The sequence below is a fragment of the Belliella aquatica genome (assembly GCF_014637795.1).
Taxonomy (GTDB): domain Bacteria; phylum Bacteroidota; class Bacteroidia; order Cytophagales; family Cyclobacteriaceae; genus Belliella; species Belliella aquatica.
Genome location: NZ_BMFD01000002.1, coordinates 37,495 through 61,604 on the forward strand (window position 1 = coordinate 37,495; position 24,110 = coordinate 61,604).

General features: G+C 35.8%; 20 protein-coding genes and 2 tRNA genes. 10 read left to right on the top strand and 12 right to left on the bottom strand.

The window, feature by feature from the left end:
• Positions 1-18 precede the first annotated feature (18 nt).
• Both IEV57_RS02865 and IEV57_RS02870 read right to left on the bottom strand, forming a co-directional pair.
• Positions 19-2,001: a tetratricopeptide repeat-containing sensor histidine kinase gene (locus tag IEV57_RS02865; RefSeq protein WP_188439479.1), complete on the bottom strand. Its 1,983-nt coding sequence runs from the start codon at positions 1,999-2,001 to the stop codon at positions 19-21.
• A gap of 48 nt (positions 2,002-2,049) precedes the next feature.
• A complete protein-coding gene (locus IEV57_RS02870; protein WP_188439481.1) occupies positions 2,050-3,075 on the bottom strand; it encodes a hypothetical protein in 1,026 nt (341 codons plus the stop codon).
• A gap of 692 nt (positions 3,076-3,767) precedes the next feature.
• Here IEV57_RS02870 and IEV57_RS02875 point away from each other — a divergent pair.
• The gene (locus tag IEV57_RS02875) at positions 3,768-6,716 is read left to right on the top strand and encodes a M12 family metallopeptidase (protein ID WP_188439483.1); all 2,949 of its coding nucleotides are present in this window, start codon (positions 3,768-3,770) and stop codon (positions 6,714-6,716) included.
• Between the two features lie 508 nt (positions 6,717-7,224).
• Here IEV57_RS02875 and IEV57_RS02880 read toward each other — a convergent pair.
• The 8 genes from IEV57_RS02880 to IEV57_RS02915 all read right to left on the bottom strand — a co-directional run bounded on the left by IEV57_RS02880 (position 7,225) and on the right by IEV57_RS02915 (position 15,611).
• Positions 7,225-8,142 carry a helix-turn-helix domain-containing protein gene (locus tag IEV57_RS02880; protein ID WP_188439485.1) on the bottom strand — a complete coding sequence of 306 codons (918 nt, stop codon included), beginning with the start codon at positions 8,140-8,142 and terminating at the stop codon, positions 7,225-7,227.
• A 77-nt stretch (positions 8,143-8,219) separates the two neighbouring features.
• Positions 8,220-8,588 carry a DoxX family protein gene (locus tag IEV57_RS02885; protein ID WP_188439487.1) on the bottom strand — a complete coding sequence of 123 codons (369 nt, stop codon included), beginning with the start codon at positions 8,586-8,588 and terminating at the stop codon, positions 8,220-8,222.
• Positions 8,589-8,600: 12 nt separating this feature from the next.
• Positions 8,601-9,416 carry an SDR family NAD(P)-dependent oxidoreductase gene (locus IEV57_RS02890; RefSeq protein WP_188439489.1) on the bottom strand — a complete coding sequence of 272 codons (816 nt, stop codon included), beginning with the start codon at positions 9,414-9,416 and terminating at the stop codon, positions 8,601-8,603.
• A 12-nt stretch (positions 9,417-9,428) separates the two neighbouring features.
• The gene (locus IEV57_RS02895) at positions 9,429-10,358 is read right to left on the bottom strand and encodes an oxidoreductase (protein WP_188439491.1); all 930 of its coding nucleotides are present in this window, start codon (positions 10,356-10,358) and stop codon (positions 9,429-9,431) included.
• 378 nt (positions 10,359-10,736) lie between these two features.
• Complete coding sequence (mnmE, locus tag IEV57_RS02900) at positions 10,737-12,116, bottom strand: tRNA uridine-5-carboxymethylaminomethyl(34) synthesis GTPase MnmE (RefSeq protein WP_188439493.1); 1,380 nt, start codon at positions 12,114-12,116, stop codon at positions 10,737-10,739.
• A 2-nt stretch (positions 12,117-12,118) separates the two neighbouring features.
• Positions 12,119-12,568 carry a thioredoxin family protein gene (locus tag IEV57_RS02905; RefSeq protein ID WP_188439495.1) on the bottom strand — a complete coding sequence of 150 codons (450 nt, stop codon included), beginning with the start codon at positions 12,566-12,568 and terminating at the stop codon, positions 12,119-12,121.
• 867 nt (positions 12,569-13,435) lie between these two features.
• Positions 13,436-14,098, bottom strand: coding sequence for a metal-dependent transcriptional regulator (locus tag IEV57_RS02910; RefSeq protein WP_188439498.1), 663 nt, complete (start codon positions 14,096-14,098; stop codon positions 13,436-13,438).
• Between the two features lie 403 nt (positions 14,099-14,501).
• The gene (locus tag IEV57_RS02915) at positions 14,502-15,611 is read right to left on the bottom strand and encodes a glycosyltransferase (protein WP_188439500.1); all 1,110 of its coding nucleotides are present in this window, start codon (positions 15,609-15,611) and stop codon (positions 14,502-14,504) included.
• 40 nt (positions 15,612-15,651) lie between these two features.
• On the opposite strand from IEV57_RS02915, the gene IEV57_RS02920 reads away from it, so the two are divergent.
• Positions 15,652-16,467, top strand: coding sequence for a 2,3,4,5-tetrahydropyridine-2,6-dicarboxylate N-succinyltransferase (locus tag IEV57_RS02920; RefSeq protein ID WP_188439502.1), 816 nt, complete (start codon positions 15,652-15,654; stop codon positions 16,465-16,467).
• A gap of 13 nt (positions 16,468-16,480) precedes the next feature.
• A complete protein-coding gene (locus IEV57_RS02925; protein ID WP_188439504.1) occupies positions 16,481-17,080 on the top strand; it encodes a tetratricopeptide repeat protein in 600 nt (199 codons plus the stop codon).
• Between the two features lie 389 nt (positions 17,081-17,469).
• Here the strand turns inward: IEV57_RS02925 and IEV57_RS02930 are convergent, their stop codons facing one another.
• Positions 17,470-18,222 (bottom strand): molecular chaperone DnaJ, encoded by a 753-nt coding sequence (locus IEV57_RS02930; protein ID WP_229744212.1) that lies wholly within the window; start codon positions 18,220-18,222, stop codon positions 17,470-17,472.
• Positions 18,223-18,367: 145 nt separating this feature from the next.
• On the opposite strand from IEV57_RS02930, the gene IEV57_RS02935 reads away from it, so the two are divergent.
• The 5 genes from IEV57_RS02935 (at position 18,368) to IEV57_RS02955 (ending at position 22,485) form a co-directional block, all read left to right on the top strand.
• Positions 18,368-18,817, top strand: a complete 450-nt coding sequence (locus tag IEV57_RS02935; protein ID WP_188439506.1) for a DUF937 domain-containing protein — start codon at positions 18,368-18,370, stop codon at positions 18,815-18,817.
• Between the two features lie 25 nt (positions 18,818-18,842).
• A complete protein-coding gene (locus IEV57_RS02940; protein WP_188439508.1) occupies positions 18,843-19,250 on the top strand; it encodes a DUF4332 domain-containing protein in 408 nt (135 codons plus the stop codon).
• Between the two features lie 95 nt (positions 19,251-19,345).
• Positions 19,346-20,887 (top strand): helicase HerA-like domain-containing protein, encoded by a 1,542-nt coding sequence (locus IEV57_RS02945; protein WP_188439510.1) that lies wholly within the window; start codon positions 19,346-19,348, stop codon positions 20,885-20,887.
• A 28-nt stretch (positions 20,888-20,915) separates the two neighbouring features.
• Entirely contained in the window at positions 20,916-22,139 is a 1,224-nt protein-coding gene (locus IEV57_RS02950; protein WP_188439512.1) for a BaiN/RdsA family NAD(P)/FAD-dependent oxidoreductase, read from the top strand.
• The gene (locus tag IEV57_RS02955) at positions 22,132-22,485 is read left to right on the top strand and encodes a hypothetical protein (RefSeq protein ID WP_188439514.1); all 354 of its coding nucleotides are present in this window, start codon (positions 22,132-22,134) and stop codon (positions 22,483-22,485) included. Before IEV57_RS02950 ends, IEV57_RS02955 begins: the two co-directional genes overlap by 8 nt.
• Before the next feature lie 11 nt (positions 22,486-22,496).
• Here IEV57_RS02955 and gap read toward each other — a convergent pair whose 3' ends face one another.
• Positions 22,497-23,495, bottom strand: a complete 999-nt coding sequence (gap, locus tag IEV57_RS02960) for a type I glyceraldehyde-3-phosphate dehydrogenase (protein WP_188439517.1) — start codon at positions 23,493-23,495, stop codon at positions 22,497-22,499.
• A 434-nt stretch (positions 23,496-23,929) separates the two neighbouring features.
• Between gap and IEV57_RS02965 the strand changes: the two genes are divergently transcribed.
• Positions 23,930-24,001: transfer RNA gene (locus tag IEV57_RS02965), tRNA-Glu, on the top strand.
• A 29-nt stretch (positions 24,002-24,030) separates the two neighbouring features.
• Positions 24,031-24,102: transfer RNA gene (locus IEV57_RS02970), tRNA-Glu, on the top strand.
• Positions 24,103-24,110: the final 8 nt, after the last annotated feature.

The following is a 24,110-nucleotide window of genomic DNA, read 5'->3' on the forward strand; positions in this document are numbered from 1 at the left end:
AATTAACGATTTTAAAAACTAAATGACTGAAAAGGAAATCTTTGTTCCTTTTCCCAATTCTGATAAAATTCCCAATTCACTCCCGAGGTCTTCTGCTCGTTTCCTCATATTCACTAAACCATTACCAACCTCTATTTCTTGCTCTATAAAACCTATACCATCATCAGTAATTCTAAAATTTATTCCACTATGATTATCAACTTCAACAAAGATATGGTTTGCATTTGCATATTTTAGAGCATTATTTATTGCTTCTTGAATGATCCTAAAACTATTTAATCCTTGATTTGCAGTAAACGATGTTTTTTGGATCATTTCCTCGTCTACAAGAATTGAAATTATTATATGCGGCTGTGAATGTTTTGCTTTCTCAATGAAATTGGCTACCCTAGACTTCAAATCAACAAGGGAGATTTCGGACTTGTTCATGGCCCAGATAGTGTCTCTAAGTTCTTGTATGGCTTCATTTGCAAAAAGTGCTATCTGATTTAGCTTAACCGAAAGTTGTAAATTGCTCTCTTCAAGAAAATATTTTGTTGTGTAAATAGAAGATACAATAAATGAAAGTTGTGCACCAATGTTATCATGCAAATCTCTAGATATCAACAACCTCTGTTCATGAAGCCTATTTTGCGTCTCAATTTTTTCAAAGGCAAGTTTGAGATCAATATCCTTTTGTTGCTTAATGTTTTTTAGCAACTGTTGCTTATAAAGTAGAAACCCAAGAAGACCTATGATTATTGCAAAAGCTAATAACCCAAATATCCATAGGTTTCTGTTTTTTAAAACGAGCTGATCTTCAGCTATTTTTGCATTTTGAATCAAGATTTGATTCTCTTTTTCAGCAGTTTCATATTGGATTGTTAGCTCGTTTAGCTGATTGATCTTTTCAATAGAAAGCCTTTCATCTTCATTGATCTTATATTTTTCATAATAGGAGAGTGCTGTTTTGAAATCTCCTTTTTTACGATACAACTCATTTAGCCTTAAATAAACTTCCGATAAGTATGAAATTTGACTTGTTTGAAGTAATTCTTCTAAAACTCCTTTAAGTACAGTCTCTGACTTTCCTAAATTACCTTTTTCAAGATAAATTTTCCCTAAATTTATTTTTGTGACATACCTATTATTTTCAGGTTCTTCCAATGCAAGTAATGTATATTTCTCCGCTAGATCATAATCACCTATTTTGATATAAGTATTTCCAATATTTGAATACCAAGAATAGAGAAACATCGAATTAGGGCTTTTTTTGAAATATTCAATAGCTTTCAAATTATAGGTAATCGCCTTTTCATAATCCTTCAATTCATCATATGCTATTCCTATTAAACCATAATTTCTACCTATGTATTCCTCTTTTTGAACACCATTAATCTCCAAGCCTTTTTCATACCATTCAATCGCTTTTTGGTATTCTCCAGTACGGTCATAGGTATAACCAATTTGAAGAATGGCATTCAGTTCCTTATCTCTACTGGATAACACTTTTCTTATTTTCAACTCTTTTAGACCTGTTTTTAGCGCTTCTTTATATTGTCCCTTATTTGCCAAAAGCATTTGCTTGTAATAAAGAGCATCCGCTGCTATAGAGTCATTTAATCCGATCAATTTATTAAAAGTAGAATCAAGAAAATAAATAGCTTTATCCTCTTCTTCTATAAATCGATAAAATAGCGCTTTTTCAAAAAAAAGTTCTCCTTTAATTTCTTCCGATGAAGCATATAAAATAGCCTGGTCAAGAAAAAATAGCACACTATCTGGTTCATTTGCGACATATCGATATGCCATTTGAAGCAAAATTTTAGATTTTTCTGATAGTTCGCTGGCTTCAAGGACTTGTTTTAAGCTATCTTTTTCAGAAATTTTTACTTCGCTTATTCCATTTTGAAAGAACCCTAAACAAAAAATGACAAGAAGATAAAATTTTAAAACATAAATCTTACTTTGTTCTACGGCCATATTTTTATGAATTACACCTTGTAAATTGGCATTTTTCATGTTTACAACAAAGTGAATTGCAAAAAATCATAATCGAATGACAAAGGATCAATTGCTATTTGAGTGTTCTAAGAATGTAGAAATGAAAATCTCTAAATAATCATCAATTGCAAGAGTCACTTTTTCGATATAAGCTGCTCTATCTGCCTTGACTGGGTTAGTAATTGTAATCTCTTTTTTTTGTGCATAAATGATTCCTGAACCCCAATCTGTTCTGAATTCACCAACGGCCCGGTTCTTAATTTTTTCTCTGGGAATTACGCCTTCAATTTCAAAAGCCTTATAATTCTTGGGAGAAAAGACAATACTAGATTCCAAATTTCCCAACTTACCACCGCCTTTCCAGCTGATAGCACTTTTATATGGATAGGCACCTAATCCAAATTCACCTTTCAACTCTGATGAACCACCAGCTTTTCTATCTTCCATGATTTCCGCAAAAGTGATGTTCATACCGAAATCCAAAACAGGCACATTTCCAAGCTGATCTGATATTTTGCCAACATTGTCTCTTATACTTCCTTTTTCAAGCAATTGACCCATTGGAAGATTTCCAAGTATTTTAGATTGCTTTGAAACTGCCTCTTTAACATCTTTTACCCCTTCATTAAAATTAGATGTAACATCAAAGAATATAGTTCCTGTAGGCTGAGTGTAAACAAATCCATTCTTGTAACTGAATTCTCCACCTACCGTAGTATTCACTTTTTGTTGGAATTCCTCAATCTTTTTTGCCTCTTCATGAGCAATAACCTCGATTCCCGCAGCAGTCAGTTTAGCTATCACTTTTTTGTATGCATTATCGGTAATGCTTTGAATATCGGCCTCAGTAAGTTCACTATCCAAGCCTGCCGTCATTGAAATTTTTGTAGATGCTTTCCTATCAAATCCCGTTGTATTGCTCTCTATAATTGTCTGATAACCGATGTTAAACTCTCTGAAATAGACTTTCTTTGGTGCATTTTTCAATTTTTTTGCTCCAAATTCATCGATTCTAACATCTGATTTCGAAATAATTGGTGTATCGGCTAAAAATGGAAGGAAAAATAGACAGAGGTACATGATTGGTTTCATAGCTGAAAATTTTTGGTTGTGGATTTGAATTATAATTTGTTGCTTGACATCACTAATATTTACAAAGAATAAATACCTCTAAACTGTTAAGTATCATATGAATAGTACAGACAAAGAAGCGCTGATTAGCAATATGCAATATTAATTGAAAGCTTAAAGTCTTGGAATAGGGCATATGCCCCATTTTAAAAAAACAATATTTTCAAATAACCATTAAAAGGTAAGAAGCGAAGCCTTTTAGCGTAATGAAGTAGTAAGGTGGTGAATATACACCCTCTCTTATTATTTTTAATATGCATATCCGCTTTCATGCCAGTAGCCATCCAAAATAATGTAATTATCATATTTAGATCATCAGTTGACTCTTGTCCGTGGAGGCTGTTGACAATTATCCGCTATAATTCAGGTTTTAATCTTAGATACTGACGTAATTGCGGATAATCATAATTTTTAAATTTTTGGAATGTTATAGCAAATACACTCTTGACTAATAAATTGTCTTTTATTTATATAAAAAGTAAAAAAAATACCCACAACAGGGTATTTTTTTTACTCTTAATTTTTAATAATTTTATTGTGTTATTTTAATTTACTACACTTAATATCAGTCTTTTAATTTCCACTATAGACTGTACACCAAGAGCGTTTTTATCGATTAATTTTTATAGTATATAACTTAAATATTTAAAACTATGAATAAAAATAGGTTTTCAATTCATTCAAGACAAAAAAGTTTAGGGAAACTAAAAGTCGCAGTAGAAAAGGATTCAAAGGGAAAAGAAGCAATGACAATCAATAGGATCAATGCATCATCAACCCTTATTGATTCAAATTTAGATCGTGCCACAGCTCTTAAGAAGGCCAAAGAATATGAATTAACGGGCGTTCCCATTGATATAGTGGTAAGTCCGGCGATCTTAAAAACAACAGAAGATGGTCAAATAGTACATTTTGATTTTAGTACAGGTGAAGCTTATGATCCAAATCAAAAGATTATTGGAAAAATAACGGGTGGAGAATTGATCAATGGAACAGCCGATGATAAAAGACTAAGGATAATCACAAGGTTTGGAAGGAAGTCGACAAGTCTTAATAAAAAATCCTTAAAATTTGGACCCTCTCAATCTAATGTGCATTTTAATATTCCTTTGAAATTTAGCCAAGCTTCTATTTTTGTCGCAGAGTTAAGATTTTTAGTAAGCAGTTTCAATGAAACGAGAATTAACTTATTGGAAGGACAGTCTCCCGGTTTTTCAATTTCAATGAGGAAATACCAAAACAAATATTACCTCCATTATTCAGTAGCGACTAATGAGGGTTGGAAAAGCTTCTCACACTATGCTACGCCAGTAAGTTTAAACAGATGGCATGAGGCTGCATTCATTTTTAAGTCAGGAGAAATATCGGTTATTCTTGATGGCCATCTAATCTCACAAGGTATCGTTCCTGCTAAAAAGCTAATTTCGGTAGGCAATGGAGGAATTTACTTAGGCACTTGGGTGGATGGAAGAAGAAATCAATTTAATGGTAAAGTTGAATTTATGCGACTATGGTCTAAAATTCCAAATCACATACTTAATTCTTACCAAACCAATCAAGAATTGGATAAATTACAATCATGTGGATACAAATTAGATGTAAATGCAACCATAAAAACTGGTGAGTTCATTTTCCCTGGAGAGTCAGTGCCTACTCGTGTACGCTATCGTTCCTTAGATGGCATGGTTGTATTAGATGGCGGAAATATCCTCGGTAAGGAATCTGATCTTCTGGCAGAGGTCAAAAATTCGACTGCTCCAGCTTCTTCTTCTCAAGATAAACCATACGATGGACTTCGAACCTCTCGCCAAGCTTTATTAGCAGTTTCCGGCACAAATAAGCTCTGGGATAATGGGATATTTTATTACCAAACTTCTAGACTTAGTAGCCTTTTACAGAACAGGTTAGATGAGGCCATTGAAACGTTGGAAAAAGAAACCAATATCAGGTTTGTACCTGCCTCTAGTTATCATAAAGATGTTGTAATTATCAAAATCAATAATGATGCTGGAAATCATAAAGTTTCTTATTCCACTGGCTTAGGCAGGACTGGCGGTAAGCAATACATCGCTTTATATGAATTGGCTACTGTTTCTACCATAATTCATGAAATATTTCATGCACTCGGTGTGATGCACGAACAATGCAGAAATGATAGAGATGCCTATATTGATATTCATTGGGATAACATGGATTTTGGGAAAAACAATGAAGATGAAAAAAGTGTCAAATATCAATTCGAAAAATTCCCAAATAGCAGAGATATGGGTCCTTATGATTTTAACTCTATAATGCATTATCACAATACAGCATTTGGTAAAGATGACCCAAGCGGAAATAATAAGTTGATTACGATCACAACTAAATCTGGGGCAGTAATAAGCAAAATAAATAGATATCCTTATTTAAGCACCAATGATATACAGCAAATTAATAAACTTTACCCAATCAGTACCTCATTTGACGGGGGACATACTTGGGGAAGTAGTGCTTATACAACTGGTATTGCCTTTGGAGATATCAATGGCGATGGTGCTGATGAATTACTAGTAGCGAGAAAACATGGATCTGGACCAAGATTTTTCTTCTTCAATAGTGAAAAAGGAAGTGAACCATATGAAGAATTAGCTTCTGGTGGAAATAGTTGGGGAAGCGGAGCTTATGCTACTTGTATCGCAGCAGGTGATGTGGATGGTGATGGTATCGATGAAGTAATTATCGGAAGGAAAAGTAGCACAAATATGCGATTTGAAATACGAAAGTATAATCATTCCAGCCCAGAAAAATCTATTCAATTGTTTGAAGGAGGAAAGGAATGGGGAGATCAATATTACACGACTGGAGTTGCTATTTCAAAAGATCAAAGAGGTAGAATATTAATCGGTGTATGTCGAAGAGCAGGTTCAAATGCAAGGTTTTTCATTTATGGAGGAGCTAGAGAGAATTTTAAACTTCTTTTTCAAGGTGGTGGAGATTGGGGCAAAGGAAATTATGCTACTGGTATAGCTTTTGGTGATGTAGACGGTGACGGATACCTTGAAGTAGGAGTAACAAGATATGCCAAGTCTGGACCTAGATTTTTGATATATAAATCCCATAATGGGAATTACGAATCTTTCAATGTTTTACACTCTGGTGGTATGGATTGGGGTGATTCTTATTACGCTACCGCTATTGCTTTTGGAGATATAGACGGTGACGGTAAGCAAGAAATAGGTGTAACCAGGAAAGCTTCAAGTAATGCTCGATTCTTTATATATGGAAATGCTTCACAAAATTTTAGGCTTAGACATTCAGGTGGAAAAGATTGGGGAGGAGCTTATTATGCAAATAGTATAGCGATGGCGGATGTGGATAATGATGGTCGCGATGAAATTCTTGTGGGGAGATATGCCAATTCAAATGCAAGATATTTTCTTTACGACGATAGCAGAAATGATTATGAATTATTGGCTGATGGAGGCAAAAATTGGGGCAATGGTTATTATGCATCTGCTGTTGCTCTTGGCAATACAAGAGGAGGTACCTCTGATCCTTTTATAGGAATAGGTAGAAAAGCAGGATCAAATGGGCGTTTTTCAATCTTCAACTTTAAACCTTAATCTCTCCAAAATTTCTTTTACTAACTGCTCCTCGATACTTGTATTGAGGAGCAGTTTTGATTGAAATTCGTTTGTTTTCACTTGAAACTTGATCAATTAGTTTTTCGCAACTTTCTATCCAACATTACAAGCAATAACTTCCTGATTTTTTTCATAGGTATAACCTTAACCTTACGCTAGTATCTCAAAGGATTGACCTAATGAGCTTACTTTTAAGCTAATGAAAAAGGTACGCGTTTATGAAGGGGCATGCGAAGCTTGCAACAAGATCTAACCATTTTTAACTCAAAGCAACTGAATCTAAATTTAATTGGGAACAAGTCAAATATCCTTTATTGACCATTTACCTTAAATTTCCACAATTCAATTTACTTACCCTTTTCCTAAAACAGTGGCGGAATTAACCCAATTCACTTTGCTGCTGTCAATGAAAAAACCTCCTACTCAATTACCAAGATTTCTATGTGATCCCAAGTACCCACTCACAATATTAATTTGAGATTTATTCTCAGTTAAAAGACTCCCTAAATTCCACAGGCGTCATATTCGTCTTGCTTTTGAATAATTTGCTGAAAGATTGAGAATGCTCAAATCCGAGTTGATACGCAATCTCACTTACAGATAAACGAGTAGTTGCCAAATTGAATTTCGCTTTCTCTATCAGTTTATTGTGGATATGCTGCTGTGTACTCTGACCAGTTGTCGTCCGAAGCATGTCACTCAAATAATTTGGTGATACATTTAACTTATTGGAAAAATACTGAACCGAAGGAATTCCATTTAAAGCTAATTCTGAATGCTCAAAGTATTCCTCTAACAATTGCTCCATGCTTGTTAGCAAATCACTAGATGCAGTTTTACGCGTAATAAATTGCCTGTTGTAAAATCTATTGCAGTAATTCAGCAATAACTCAAGGTGTGAAATCATCACATCCTGACTAAATTGATCGATGGAGGTCTGATACTCCTGCTCTATATTCTTAAAGATCCCCTCAAGCATCTGTTCTTCCCGATCCGATAGATGAAGGGCTTCATTCACAGCATAGGAAAAAAAACCATAATTTTTGATCGCTTTGCCTAAGGGATAATTTAAAATAAAGTCTGCATGAAATACCAACCACCAGCCTGAAACTTGGTAGTTTTCCTCATTACCCACTGAAATCACTTGTTTTGGTGCAGTCATTGCCAATACACCTTCATCAAAATCATAATAATTTTGTCCGTATTTCAGTTTCCCAGTTAGATTTTTCTTCAAAGAAACCCCATAAAAATTGAGGAGAAAGTGAACTTCTTCAGCATGGAGCGAAGATTTGACTTCATCCATATTAATCAGACTAATTAATGGATGAAGCGGTTTGGATAAACCTATTAATCGATGCAGCTCCGAAACAGAATTGATACCAAAATGATTTGTATTTTTTGACATGATGACGAATTTAGAAAAATCAATACTATTTGCGTCTATTTGCAAATAGTATTGATTAAAAAGATTGATGTTATACCTTATTTTTTTGTAAACATCCAAGCCCAGGCAATGAACAGAAACTGAATAGGCAATCTTATAATACTTGCCACAAATTTCTCATTTTCTGTTTGGTAATAACCAATACTTTCCGGAATGTGAATGGCAAAGAAAAACACAAGCAACATCGCTATAATTAATTTTGCTGAAATCGCTCGTGTTTTGGAAGGTATTAGCAATAAAGCCAAAACGATTTCAACAATACCACTTACTGAAATTAAAAACGCATGCGCGGGAAGCCATGATGGCATCATTGCAAAATATTGCTCAGGATTAATAAAGTGCATCGACCCCATAAAAAGGTAGAAAGCGACTAAAAGATAGAGCAAAATGATTTTTGTTAGTTTCATTTTTGATGCGATTTATTGAGCGTTTTCTGATACTTCTTGCCACTCTTTCCACGTCTCCAAACGCTTGTTGTAAATAGGCTCAATCATCATTAATGGAAATTTGCCTAAAAACAAACGCAAAGGTGGGTTTTCAACATCTACTACTTTTAAAATAGCTTCAGCAGTTGCATTGGGATCGCCAAAAACCATATTCGCACCATTCGCTCTCATGGCATTTCTTAAACCATCGTATGCATCAATTGATATGCTATGACTTGCGGATGAAGTAGACCAATCGGTAGCATAGGCCGCGGGTTCAATCAAAGTAGTTTTTATTCCAAATTGAGAGACCTCTTGAGATAGCGACTCGCAAATTCCTTCCATAGCCCATTTAGAAGCATGGTAGATTCCTAAACTCGGAAATGCCATCACCCCACCAATACTAGATACTTGTAATATATGCCCACTATTTTGCTTCCTCATATGTGGCAATACTGCCTGAATCATCCATAGTGAACCAAAAACATTCGTCTCCATTTGTTCCCTTGCTTCGGTCTCCGAAATTTCCTCTACAAATCCAAAATGACCAAATCCGGCATTATTGATAAGGACATCAACTGCCCTAAATTTCGATACTGCTTGTTCTACTGCTTCAAAACAAGCCGCACGATTATTTACATCTAGCGCAATAGGTAAAATAGATTCTCCATATTGACTAACTAATTCCGTTAAAGCATCTATATTCCTTGCTGTTGCGGCTACCTTTTCACCACGTTTTAAAGCTGCCTCAGCCCAAATTCGACCAAAACCTTTTGAACTTCCTGTGATTAACCAAACTTTTGATTTCATGATATTTATAATTTAAAATTCGTATGTATGATTTGTTAATTTTTCAGATATTTCCCACAATTTTTTAGCTAGATTTTTGTCATAAGACGTATCGCTTGAGCGAACCAATTCAGGATAACCCTTCATTTCATTCATTTTGGTTGGTCCAAAATATTCGGCTCCTTTCAAATTAGGTTCAGTGGCTGCTCTCAAGATCGGTAATGCGCCCATGTCTACCTTCTGTGCGATAAGGACATTCATTACTTTCATCATAAATCCCGCATCTTTTTGAAGGTTGGTGGCAGTATATCCTGGGTGAGCTGCTGTAGCGATTGAATTAACCTGAGCATTTTTTAATCTGCGATCGAGTTCGTACGTGAACAGAAGATTAGCAAGTTTACTTTGAGCGTAGGCCTTTTTTGTATCAAAACCATTTGAAAAATTCAGGTCATCAAAATAAATAGTTGGCTCGAAATTTTGCCCCTGACCTTTTTTATGCAAGACACTGCTTTGTGTAATGACTCTGCAATATGGCGTTGATTTAAGCAATGGTAGCAACAAGCCAGTAAGCAAGAAATGCCCTAGGTGGTTTGTTGCAAATTGAGATTCTTGTCCCTGCTTGGATAGTTCCTTTTGAGGAGTCCACATGATGCCCGCATTGTTAAGCAGCAGGTCTAGTTTACTGTATTTCTTGGTAAACTCAGCTGCAAAAAGACGTACAGAATCGAAGTCTGCAATGTCCATTTTCATGATTGTAAGATCAGCCGATTTGACTTTTTGCTTGATTTGCTGAATGACACGATTTCCTTTATCCAAATTCCGAACAGGTAATATGATTTTAGCTCCTTTTTCACTTAATACTGTTGCTGCTTCGAGTCCGATACCACTCGTCGCACCGGTGATGAGGACGGTTTTACCTTGCTGTGAAGGAATATTTTCTTTTGTCCAATTGCTTGTTGCCATATCTTTTTAATTTATCTGTTAGTGATGACACAAAGGTGGAGCGAATTTAGTCAGTGCATGTAGCCAAATCTCTGAATGTTGTATACAAATCAAGAATCGCTTATAAATTTTCACCAAGCAGTCTAAAATCGATTTATTCCTGTGGTCTGAGAGATCAATGAAAAGCTGAGTGTGTCAAACAAAAAATATAGATAAGAGAGAATTTATAAATTCTGAGTCAATCTAAAATCTACCTTCCCAAATCTAATATCCAAACCGTCTTTATCTGCAGTAAAAAAAATCCGCGTACTTGTCTTCCTAAGGAGGAGACTCAATTTAAAATCAATACCGTGATTATCTGTTGTAAATCAAAAAAAATCAGTGAAATCAGCGTGCAATCTACTTTCCGATACAAAACTTACTAAAAATATTATCCAACAAATCATCAGTCGTAATCTCCCCAGTAATCTCTCCAAGATAATGGAGCGATCTTCGGATATCCATCGCCAAGAAATCATTCGTGATTTCATTGTCTAAGCCTGTCAACACATCAAGTAAAGATTGACGTGTTTTGACCAAAGAATCATAATGCCTGATATTGGTAACTATGGTATTGCCAGTTCTAAATTTATCTAGATTAACCAATTCCAAAACCCTATTTTTCAAGGCATCCAAATTCTCTTTCTGTCCAGCAGATATAAAAACTGTATCCGGATATTTCCTATTTAAATCATTGATAAATTGACCATTAGCCTTATCGGTCTTATTCGCTACTTTAACAAATGGAACGCCTAGATTTTCTAGCTTTTCTACATCTTGATTGATCTCTTCCATGTTGGTATCCGTCAAATCAAACAAGTACAGAATCAAAGAAGCTGTCTTCATCTTTTCATGTGTACGGCTAACACCAATAGACTCGATCACATCTGTAGTTTCTCGCAATCCTGCAGTATCGATAAACCTAAATATCACCCCGCCAATATTGATTTCATCTTCTATAAAATCACGGGTGGTCCCGGCAATTTCGGAAACGATAGCTTTTTCTTCATTCAAAAGTGCATTGAGTAGGGTGGACTTGCCTGCATTGGGTTTACCAGCGATGACGGTTGGAACACCATTTTTGATCACATTCCCCAAATCAAAACTACTGATCAACTGTTCTACAACCCGCAGTAATTTCTCTACTAATATTCTTAAATCATCTCTGCTGGCAAACTCTACATCCTCTTCGGTAAAGTCTAACTCTAACTCTATCATGGAAGCAAAATGGATCAATTCAGCACGAAGCTTGGAGATTTCTCCGCTGAATCCACCTCGCATTTGATTTAAAGCAGCTTGGTGGGAGGTTTCTGAATCTGCATGGATCAAATCTGCCACAGCCTCAGCTTGTGCCAAATCAAATTGTCCATTCAAAAATGCCCTTTGGGTAAATTCCCCTGGTTTGGCAGGTCTTGCGCCGTTTCTTACCAAGAGTTTGATCACCTGATTGACAATGTAGGAAGAGCCGTGTGTAGAGATCTCTACTGCATTTTCTTTTGTAAATGACCTTGGGGCAACAAAAAGTGAAACCAATACTTCATCAATAATGCGCTCCCCATCTCGGATAGTACCAAAGTGGATGGTGTGGGAATCTTGTTTTTCTAAATCTTTTCCCTTGAATACCTGATTACAAATCTTAATCGCATCCTTTCCGGATAATCTTATCACTGCAATCGCTCCAACGCCCTGAGGGGTCGCCAAAGCGACAATTGTATCTTCTTTCTCGTGTAAACTGAACATGCTTATTTGGTAAAACGCTGCACAATGCCTTCTAAGCCATCTATAAAAGGCTGCGGCTGTCGGTATCCCGGTAATTGAGTAATATTTTCCATGGTAGCATCCATGACCACAAAGTTAGGGTAGGAGGTAACCCGCATCGTTTTGGCCATACTGGCTTCTGTATATTCTTTGCCTTTAAAAGTAAATTTACGATCTGTCTTTTCGGCATGTAATTTTACTGCAAAAAAATGATCATTCACATAGGCAATTACCTTATCATCTGTAAAAGTCTCCTTATCCATCTTTTTGCACCAACCACACCAATCCGTGTACACGTCAACCAAAATCATTTTTGGAGTCTCAAGAGTAGCGGCAGAAGCCTCTTCAAATGTCATCCAATTAATTTTTTCCTGTCCAATAGCATTAAATGATAGAACAAATACTAAGAATAATAAGGCTCCCAATCTTTTCATATTTCAAATTTATATAATTCGATTCATTTCCACTTCAAAACCGATTACATACACAGTAAGTTCACAACATAATGTACAAAGTACGATGTATTAAGTACGAAGTAAAGGCTCAAGTTTAATTGATCATGATTTAATTTAAGATCAAGCACAAGATTTTCCCCAAAGCTTCCAATCCTAAATTACCTAATAACCGATCCCTATTAAACTCAACAGACCCCAACTTTCAAACTTTCCAACTTTTTAACGCCAAAAGCAACTTCCAATCACTAATCACCTAGTAACCGATCCCTAAATAACTCAACAAACCCAAACATTCAAACCTTAAAACCTTCTAACTTTTTAACGCAAAAAGCAATCTTCCAATCACTTATCACCTAATAACCGATCCCAACATAACTCAACAAACCCCAACTTTCAAACCTTAAAACATTCCAACTTTTTAACGCAAAAAACAATCTTCCAATCACTAATCACCGATCCCAACATAACTCAACAAACCCCAACTTTCAAACCTTAAAACATTCCAACTTTTTAACGCAAAAAGCAATCTTCCAATCACTAATCACCTAGTAACCCATCCCAACATAACTCAACAGAGCCCAACTTTACAACCTTTAAACATTCCAACTTTTTAACTCCAAAAGCAACTTCCAATCACTAATCACCGATCCCAACATAACTCAACAAACCCCAACTTTCAAACCTTAAAACATTCCAACTTTTTAACGCAAAAAGCAATCTTCCAATCACTAATCACCTAGTAACCCATCCCAACATGACTCGACAAATCCCAACTTTCAAACCTTTAAACATTCCAACTTTTTAACTCCAAAAGCAACTTCCAATCTAAAATCTACTCACTAAAATTTAAAGCATCACCAATATATTCACAGCAACATCCTTGGACATAAAGATCGTTTTTTTGTTGTCAACAAGTATTTCTACAGAACCGTCAAACTCCACTTTTTCTAAGACTTTTATCCTTGCACCTATATAAGCTCCGACCTTATCCAAGTACCTCAAAAAGGCAGCACTTTTGTCATTGACAGCGACGATCTGACCTGTTCCGTTTAGCTCAATTTCGGTGAGTGGAAGACGAGGACGAGAGCGAACATCTCCATGCTCATCGGGTATAGGATCACCGTGAGGATCAAACTTTGGAAAGCCCAAATATTCGTCAAGTCTTTGGATCAAAATAGGGGACTGAACATGTACTAATTCATCTGCTACTTCAGCCACCTCATCCCAAGAAAATCGGAGTTTATCCACTAAAAAAACTTCCCATAATCTTTGTTTTCTAAGCGTTCTCAAGGCTAAAATTTTGCCCTCTTGAGTAATATGAACCCCATAGTATTTTCGGTATTCTATCACTTCTTTTTCACCCAACTTGCGAAGCATATCACTCACAGAGGCGGGCTTTGTTTTCATCTCAGCTGAGATGTCATTGGTGGAAACACCCTTCTTTCCGGCATCCGAAAGCTTATAGATAGCCTTCAGGTAATTCTCCTCCGCATGGGTCAATTTAATCATAACTCTTTTTTGAATAGGATAACAAAGATAAGGTTTTAGACGACACTAAAAAATAATTTATTGTAGACTAAATCAGCTGTGGATAACCCAATTTCAAATGTGTTTAACGATTTAGTCAAGGCTAAAAATATAATAAGTTATAGCTTAAAATAACTATATAATATTGATTTATAATGTATTAAAATCTCTTTTAAGGTTAAATGAAACGTTAAAACTCTCATTTACCAGAGTTTCCAAAATGTAAAAATTGGTTTCCAAAACGGCATAAAAACAAAAGTTTTCCACGAGGATGTGGATAAATCAAATGAGCTTCAAAAGAAAGTAAAAGGCAAATATGTGATTTGGTGAATGAGCAGTTCTAATTCCAGAACATAGAAATTAATAAAAAAATGTGTGTAAGGTATTAGAAATAGCCTTCAATTAATCTGAGAAAAACCGCTCGATCAAACCTCACCTCCTGCTTGGGAGCCTTACAATAAAACGTGAGCTTCAAAAAATCCTCGAGATTTGATACTGCATTTTTAAGATCTGTAAACTCAAACTCAAGACCGGACTGGTATTGATTTGCAATCTGTTTCCACTCTGAGTTTGGTGAAAAAATAAAGGGCTTCCCCAGTGCCAAACATTCATACATTTTGCTAGGAATTTTTGGACTGATACTTGGCAATTGATAATAAGGTAAAAGCACAATACCACAGGTCTCGTACGCTTCCAAAATCTGCTTATAATCCACAGGATTTTCAGAAATCTCTAAGCTAATTTGTGGGACTTTTGAAGCGAGTTCTCTCATCTCTTTCCCATAAAATTTGATTGGATAATGTCCAACAATTTTCAAGTGAAAATTAGGATATACTTTCAAGATTTCAGCAAACCAATGCATGGCTTCAATCACACCATAAACTGGGGTAAGTGTACCTGAAATCAAAAATTCAATTGCTTGATTTGACTCAAACTTGGTTGGGCTTACTGACTTGATTTCACCATAAAATTTATTCTCCAAAACAGTGAAATTAGCAATACCTGGGAACTCCCTTTTGTAACAATCCTCTGCAAAAATGTAATGATCAACAAATGGCTTACTCATATTTTCAACCAAAACAATCCAAAAAACTGCTAAATTTTGCTTCCACTTTGGGAGTGTTTTATTCTGCTTAACATTCAATATGTAATTTTCTTGAAGATCATAAATCAACTTATATCTCAGCAAGAACTTCATGATGAGAGCCGCAGGCAGCAGTTCGTATGTAGTGACAATTAAAAGCTTTGGCTTGATTTTTTTAAGTAATCCGAGGAACTTTATGTTAACAAAAAACCTTTTCCAAGCTGATCTTTCTTGATCAAAAAGTTTAAAATGGCTTAAATCTTCTTCTAAAGGTTCATTTTTTAATGAAAACCCTATGATGTTAAGGTGGTATTTATTTGTTTCACGCAGCGAAAGACCTAAGCGATAAAAAGCACGAGCATCCTGTAATGGCTTAAGTACTGATGCTATGGCTATCTTTGGTTTTTCCACAGGTAATTTATTTTGAACAATAGCGAAAATAATAAAAAATATGGATTTAAAGACAATCATTGAAAATGCATGGGACAACAGGGAGTTGTTGAAAGAACAGGACATTCAAAGCGCCATCAAATCTGTTATTGCTGATTTGGATACAGGTAAATTACGAGTAGCTGAACCTTTGGAAGATGGTTCTTGGAAAGTAAACGATTGGGTAAAGAAGGCGGTAATTCTCTATTTCCCTATTCAAAAAATGCAAACCATCGAAGTTGGACCTTTTGAATTTCATGACAAGATGGCTCTAAAAACCAATTACGCTGCACAAGGTGTACGGGTGGTTCCCCATGCAGTGGCGAGATATGGTGCGTACCTTGCCTCAGGTGTGGTCATGATGCCCTCTTATGTAAATATTGGAGCATATGTAGATAGTGGAACGATGGTTGATACTTGGGCTACTGTAGGTTCTTGTGCACAAATCGGTAAGAATGTTCACCTGAGTGGTGGAGTGGGTATAGGAGGGGTATTGGAACCTGTACAGGCGGCTCCCGTAATTATTGAAGATGGCGCATTCATTGGCTCTAGAGCAATTGTTGTTGAGGGTGTCAGGATTGGCAAAGAAGCAGTAATAGGCGCAGGAGTAACATTGACCGCTAGTTCAAAAATTATAGATGTGACAGGTGCGGAACCTGTAGAATATAAAGGTTTCGTACCACCTCGCTCAGTTGTTATTCCAGGAACTTTAACTAAAAAATTCCCTGCTGGAGAATTTCAAGTTCCATGTGCCTTGATCATCGGTCAAAGAAAAGCATCTACAGACTTAAAAACATCTCTAAATGATGCACTTAGAGAAAATAACGTAGCAGTTTAATTAAAACAAACCTATGAAATCCAAATTTCAAATTTACTTAAGCCTATTTCTATTGATAGTATTAATTTCCTGTGAAAGTTCTTCAAATGAAGGTGACGATCTTTTTGCAGCTGAAAAATATGAAGAAGCAATCAGCGCTTATGATAAATTTCTATCCACAAATCCTCGAAATATCAAAGCGCTTTACAATAGAGGGAGATCATATGAGGAATTAGGGAATTTTGAGCTAGCTGAAAAGGACTTCATAACTGCCTTAGACAATGACAGCAAAAATGTTCAAGTGATGCTGAGCTTATCTAACCTTTTCCAAAAACAAAAGAACCATAGTTCTGCCTTATTGTATGCTGACAGAGCAGTAGAAACACCCGGGGCTCCAGCGATGGCCTATTTTATGAAAGCAAGAGCTTTACATCAATTAGGAAATACGGATGAAGCTTTAAAAGAATACAGTGCTGCAATTAAAATGGAAACAGATTTTGGCCAAGCCTATTATAACAGAGGCTTGCTGAAGTTGGCAACCAATAAAAAATCATCTGGTTGTGAAGATTTAACTATGGCCATGAAGTTAAATTACGCCGCTGCTACTGAAGCCAAAGAGAAATATTGTAATTAATATATAACTTGACTTTCATTCAAAATAAAAAAGAGGAGCTAAAAAGCATCCTCTTTTTTTATTTCCATGATATTAAGGTCAGTGTTTTTTATGATAAAAACCTTTAAACTTTTTAAACCAATTTATAACCATTAATTATTACTCCCTTTTTTCAAATCTTTTCCACACTATTCCACTACAAACCAATCAATTTTAGTATAATAGAACAGCTGATGACCAACCTACCATTAACTAATCGACTGATAACTTTTAAATAACACTTCCAATCTTATCAACACTATTCCACTGGGAACCAATCAATTTTAGAATAATAGAACAACTGATAACCAATCTACCAATAACTAATCGACTGATAACTTTTAACAATCACCCTCCAATTCCACCTTTCCTCAATGCCCCTTCATTCTATTGAAAAGCATTGATAAATGTCTTGGCTCTTCAGCTTTATGGTCACAAATCTGATCAGACTGTAATCGTCCAACACCTTGGCATGTTCTGCAAGCACTAGTTTCTAATTTGCTACCCTCACAGGTAGGGCAAGTCAATCTTCCTTGACCAGAACACCTTTCGCATTCAAAATACTCAACGATATTAAAAACATTCCTTTTGGTGATTAAACCGCTTCCAACACACCTGCTACAACCTACGATTCCTTTAGCCTTACAGTAGCTACAATCCTGTTCCAAATGCTTTGATCCTTCACAGGTAAAACAAGTTTGAAACTGATAACCACGTCTATCACAAAGCTCACAAGTCTTGATGTCATTCAAAGGCTTCTCAAGCATTCCCTCAAGTGCTTTTGCCCTTTCATAATTATCTCCTTTGAAGCCATTCAATTCTAGATATTTATTCAAGAAATTGGCACTATTGTCATATTGCTTCAATTGATATAGCGTTTCGGCAAAATAGTAAGGCATTTCTGGAGGAATGGGAAGGTTTGAATCAATGATTTGCCTGAACAGCTCATTGGCTCGTTGATATTCTCCACGTTCCATTTCAGATAATGCATTGGTCATCAATCTAGAAGATCCGCCTAGACTCGGCTGAACTTGACTAATTGCAATATTGACGAATAGGGTAAGGGTAATTCCTGTTAAAAAAACAGTTTTAAGCAATAAATTTTTAGCGTTTATTAGAATCATATTGACTTTTGATAAAGGAAGCTCAAATTAATCAGGATTGATGCATAAATCAACTTTTATGTTCAATTGAATTTACATTGGTTTTTAATAAATAAAATAATTATGTTTATCACGTATTTTATGTACTTCAAATATATTAATTGTTATGACAGAGCTTTTTAGTAAATTATCACCTGAGTTGATTTCAAACCTTACGAGTTCGTTTGGTCTGAGCAACGATCAAGCCTCCCAAACCATCTCAACTACAAAAGACAGTTTGGTAAGCTCATTAGGAAAAGAGGTTTCATCTGGTAATATGGATGGAATATTAAGTATGGTTAACAACTCTTCTAACTTGACATCCAACCCAATGTTTAGTGGACTTGTAAGTAAACTTGCGCAAGATTATGGCTCAAAACTTGGTTTGTCAAGCGAGAAAACAATGGCGATTGCATCTTTTATTTTACCAAAAATAATCTCAGCAATCTCCGGTAGTAAAAGTGGAAATATAGAAAAAACAGATCTTATGAGTATGGTAGGGTCAGCAGCAGGCGACGCAATTAAAAATAAAGCCTCAGATGCTTTAAAAAAAGGATTAGGAAATTTCTTTAAATAAAACAACCAATAAAAATCAATTAACAATGGCAAAAACAATAACAGAAATCGAAGGTATAGGACCAGTTTTTAAGGAAAAACTAGGTAATGCTGGCGTAGCAACTGTGGAATCACTTTTAGCAAAAGGCGCAAGTAAAAAAGGTAGAAAAGAAATCGCTGAAGCATCAGGAATTGATGAAGGAAAGATTTTAGATTGGGTAAACATGGCTGATCTATTTAGAATTAAAGGTGTAGCAAGTCAATTTGCAGAATTATTGAAAGCAACTGGAGTTGATACCGTGAAAGAATTAAGGACAAGAAATGCCGAAAATCTTCACAAAGCTTTAACAGAGAAGAATGCTGAAAAAAAGCTAACTAGAGTAGTACCAGCTCTTTCACAAGTTGAAGGTTTTATCAGTCAAGCGAAGGAATTGGAACCGATAGTGACACATTAAATTATTAAAAACTCATTACAAAAAACCTTAATCCATATTCATGAATTAAGGTTTTTTGTTTTAGATTGTATCCTAATACCATTTAACTCTACTTTATGAGCCAAGCAGATCTTTTCAAATCACACCTTGAACAAGGATATACTTTCAAAAATGATTATTTTATTTTAGGAACAGGTATCCTTAATCAAGAGCCTATTCAGCAAGCACAAGTCAAAATCCCACTCAAAACCCTCAATAGACATGGTCTAATCGCAGGTGCAACGGGTACAGGAAAAACGAAAACATTACAAGTTATAGCCGAGCAACTTTCTCTCAAAGGCATTCCGTCAGTACTTATGGATTTGAAAGGTGACTTATCTGGATTAGCAATGCCAGGATCCAATAATTCACATATTGAAAAAAGAAGTACTGCTATAGGTGTGGATTATGAACCATCAGGACTTCCTGTAGAATTAATGTCTATCAGTCAGGAGAAAGGCGTCAAACTTAAGGCAACCGTGTCTGAATTCGGACCCGTACTGATGTCACAAATCATGGAGCTAAATGATACTCAAAGAGGGGTTATGGCTTTGGTATTTAGATATTGTGATATGGAGCATTTGCCACTTCTTGATCTTAAAGATCTCAAAAAAGTGCTTCAATACATTACAAACGAAGGGAAAGAAGCTATTACGAAAGAGTATGGTTCTGTATCTTCTGCATCTGTAAATACAATTATGAGAAAAATCATTGAACTCGAACAACAAGGTGCAGATCACTTTTTTGGTGAATTATCCTTCGAAGTAGATGATTTTGTCAAAACCAAAGAAGGAAGAGGCGTAGTATCAATTATTCGCTTGACTGACATTCAAAACAGACCTAAGCTCTTTTCTACTTTTATGCTAAGCCTTCTTTCTGAGATTTATGAAACTTTTCCAGAACAAGGTGATTCTGAAAAACCGAAACTTTGCCTTTTTATCGACGAGGCACATTTAGTTTTTTCAAATGCAAGCAAAGACCTAATCGATAAAATTGAATCTATTGTTAAATTGATCAGATCAAAAGGGGTAGGTGTGTTTTTCTGCACCCAAACACCTACTGATGTACCTGATGCTGTCTTGGGACAATTAGGATTGAAAATCCAGCATTCTCTCCGTGCATTTACAGCTAAAGACCGAAAAGCCATTACCAAAACAGCAGAGAATTATCCGATATCACCATTTTATAAAACCTCAGAAGTCTTAACATCCATGGGGATAGGTGAAGCTTTGGTTACTGTTTTAAATGAAAAAGGTATTCCTACACCTTTGGTACATACATTACTGAGAGCACCTATCTCCAGAATGGATATTTTGGATAGCTCAGAGATTAATACTTTAACACAAAACTCAGACTTGGTAAAGAAATATGCCAAGGAAATCGACAGAGAAAGTGCTTTTGAAATCTTAGACATGAAGATTACAAGAGCAGAACAATTCGCTGAAAATGAGGCAAAAAACCTTCCAAAACAAACTTCTACAAGAGGTAAAAGAGCTACTGCTGAACCAAGTTTATTAGAAGATTTGAGTAAGAACACCATGTTAAGACAAATTGGAAGAACAATATTTAGGGAATTAACAAGGGGTATTATGGGTTCTATTTCTGGCAAAAAAAGGTAACCTTTGCGATATATATTTCAAAAAATTAATGTTAGAAGTAGGAGTAATAGGGGCTGGAGCAGCAGGTTATTTTGCAGCTATTCACGCCAGTGAGAGGAATTCAATAGTTACGATATTAGAAAAAACATCCAAGTCACTAGCAAAGGTAAAAATCTCTGGTGGCGGAAGATGCAACGTAACCCACGCAGCTTTTGAAAATTCCCAACTAATCAAGAACTACCCTAGAGGGGATAAATTTCTCAAAAAATCCTTCATTCACTTTTCAGTAAAAGATACGATTTCTTGGTTTGAATCCAGAAATGTAAAGCTTAAAGTCGAGTCGGATGGTCGGATGTTTCCAGTTTCCAACGATTCTGAATCTATCGTACAGGCTCTTGAAAAAGAAGCTAATCTTAAACAAGTCAAAATTCAATACAATTTTTCTGTCGACAAGATCGAATACAGGGACAAAAAGTATATCGTTCACGCTAAACAAAGTAAGTTAGAGTTTGATAGATTGATTGTTTGTACTGGTGGATCGCCCAAGATCTCTGGATTCAATTTCATCCAGGAATTAGGGCATCAAGTTTCCGAACCCATACCATCACTATTTACTTTTAATACGCCTAAAGAACCTATTCGAGAGTTGATGGGCATTTCACTATCAGATGCCTATATCAAGTTAGAAGGGACAAAATTAGCCTATCAAGGTCCGCTATTAATCACCCATTGGGGGTTGAGTGGGCCAGCAGTATTGAAGCTCTCTGCTTTCGGCGCACCTTGGCTATATGATCAAGCTTACAAGGCTAATGCACACATCAGATGGGGAAATGAATGGACTGAACAAGACCTGCAAACTAACTTAGGAAAATTCAAATCAGAACATCCTAAAAAGAAGATAAAATCAAATCCCTTGTTTGGGCTACCTGCAAGGTTATGGGAACACTTGGTGGAGAAATCTGAGATAGATTCTGACAACTTGTGGCACAGTATATCAAAAAAGCAATTGAATAGACTAATACAGAATCTTTTTTGCTATATTGTTGCCATCGAAGGGAAGACCACTTTCAAGGAGGAGTTTGTAACTGCTGGTGGAGTAAAATTGGAAGAAGTCAATCCTGAGACAATGGAAAGTAAGCTTTTGCCCGGTTTATTTTTCGCTGGTGAGGTTCTAGATATTGATGGGATCACTGGTGGCTTTAATTTTCAAGCTGCATGGACCACAGGATATCTTGCCGGAAAACATGCTAATCAACCCAATAATAATGAGTAATACACCACCAATTAACTTCAATAACATCGATGAGATGGCAGATGGAGATGCTGATTTTAAAGCTGAATTAGTAGCAGCGATACACGCATCTTTGGTCGAATTGAAAGAAAAATACTTAGAAGGATCTGAAGATCAAAATGAAGAAACTATTCATTTGATTAGACACAAAGTAAAGCCAACTTTAGCTTTATTCGAGATTAACAAATTAAGTAACGTTATTCAAGAAGGAAAAGTCATTATTTCCGAAAAAGGCTTCAAAGAGGCTTTTATAGAGCATCTTGATGCATTCCTAGACGCTTGGCAAGAGGCTTTTGATTACATCAATGAAAAAATAAAAGAGGAGTAAACCAAATCGGTTTACTCCTTTAATTTTAGTACCAAGTCTACCAATCTATTGGCATAGCCAGCTTCGTTGTCATACCAACCTACAATTTTTACCAAATTTCCTTTTGCAGAAGTTAAACCTGAGTCAAAAATACAAGAGTGGGGATTGCCTATAATGTCTATTGATACAATAGGGTCTTCCATAAACTCTACAATTCCTTTCATTTTTCCATTGGCTTCTTGCTTGAAAACAGCATTGATCTCTTCTGCGGTGGTATCTTTTTTCAATATCACAATCAAATCAGTCAAGGAACCATCAGGCACAGGTACACGCATAGCAGAAGCTTCAATTTTACCTTTCAATTCAGGCAAAACAAGCTCCATAGCCAAAGCTGCATGGGTTGTAGTCGGAATAATAGAATAGGCCGCTGCTCTCGCTCTTCTCAAATCCCGATGTGGTGCATCATGAAGATTTTGATCGTTGGTATAAGAATGCACAGTGGAAACATAACCCTTTTCGATTCCAAAATACTGATCCAAGATCTTGACCATAGGAGCCAAACAATTGGTGGTACAAGATGCATTTGAAACAATCTGCTCTTCACCAGTCAAGATATGATCGTTAACCCCGAGAACAATGGTAGGAACTTTCTCGCTTTTAGATGGAGCAGTAATGATGACCTTCTTTGCACCAGCTTTGAGATGCTGAGAAGCACCTTCTAGATCTGTAAACTTACCGGTTGACTCCAATACGATATCCACATTTAAAGATCCCCAGGGAATTAGAGTTGGGTTTTTCTCCGCAAAAATCCTGAGTAATTTTCCATTGATAATCAAATCACCATCTTTTTCTTCCACCTTATAATGATATTTTCCGTGGATTGAATCGTATTGTAAAAGATGAGCAAGGGTGCTAGGATCAGTTAAGTCATTGACAGCGACCAATTCAATATCTTCTTGTTCCAAAAGTAATTTAATTGTAAGTCTTCCTATTCGACCACAACCATTCACGGCTACTCTTTTTTTTGTCATATCGGGTAATTGATTTCTAAATACAAACTTACAAAACCAGCATTATAAAGACTACGAAACAGCATTGATATGAAAATGTTTCATTAATTTAATTAACTGATAACTCTATCAAACAAAAACACCGGTGATGTACAAAGTACCATAATCAACTTACTTAAAACGAAATCATCCTAATCGATTGTGTAATTTCTCAATTCACTAATTCCTTATTTAACTCTATTCCTTATAGTGCACAAAGTACCATCCATTATTGTGATCAAGAGATTCAATAAACCAATATTGAGATCTAAGGTCTCCTTGAAAAAATTTTTACTGCTAATATTCAAGCTTTTGGATTCCATAACCAAATATTTTTTGGTGAGGTTTTGCATTATGAATTTAACCCTCTATATTTGCATCACCTTACGGAAAAGAGGTTAATTCGATTCTATAATGGTCCGTTCGTCTAGGGGTTAGGACGTATCCCTTTCACGGATAAAACACGGGTTCGATTCCCGTACGGACTACAAAATCAATTAACCTTTTTTCTATTTCTGGTCCGTTCGTCTAGGGGTTAGGACGTATCCCTTTCACGGATAAAACACGGGTTCGATTCCCGTACGGACTACAAACAAT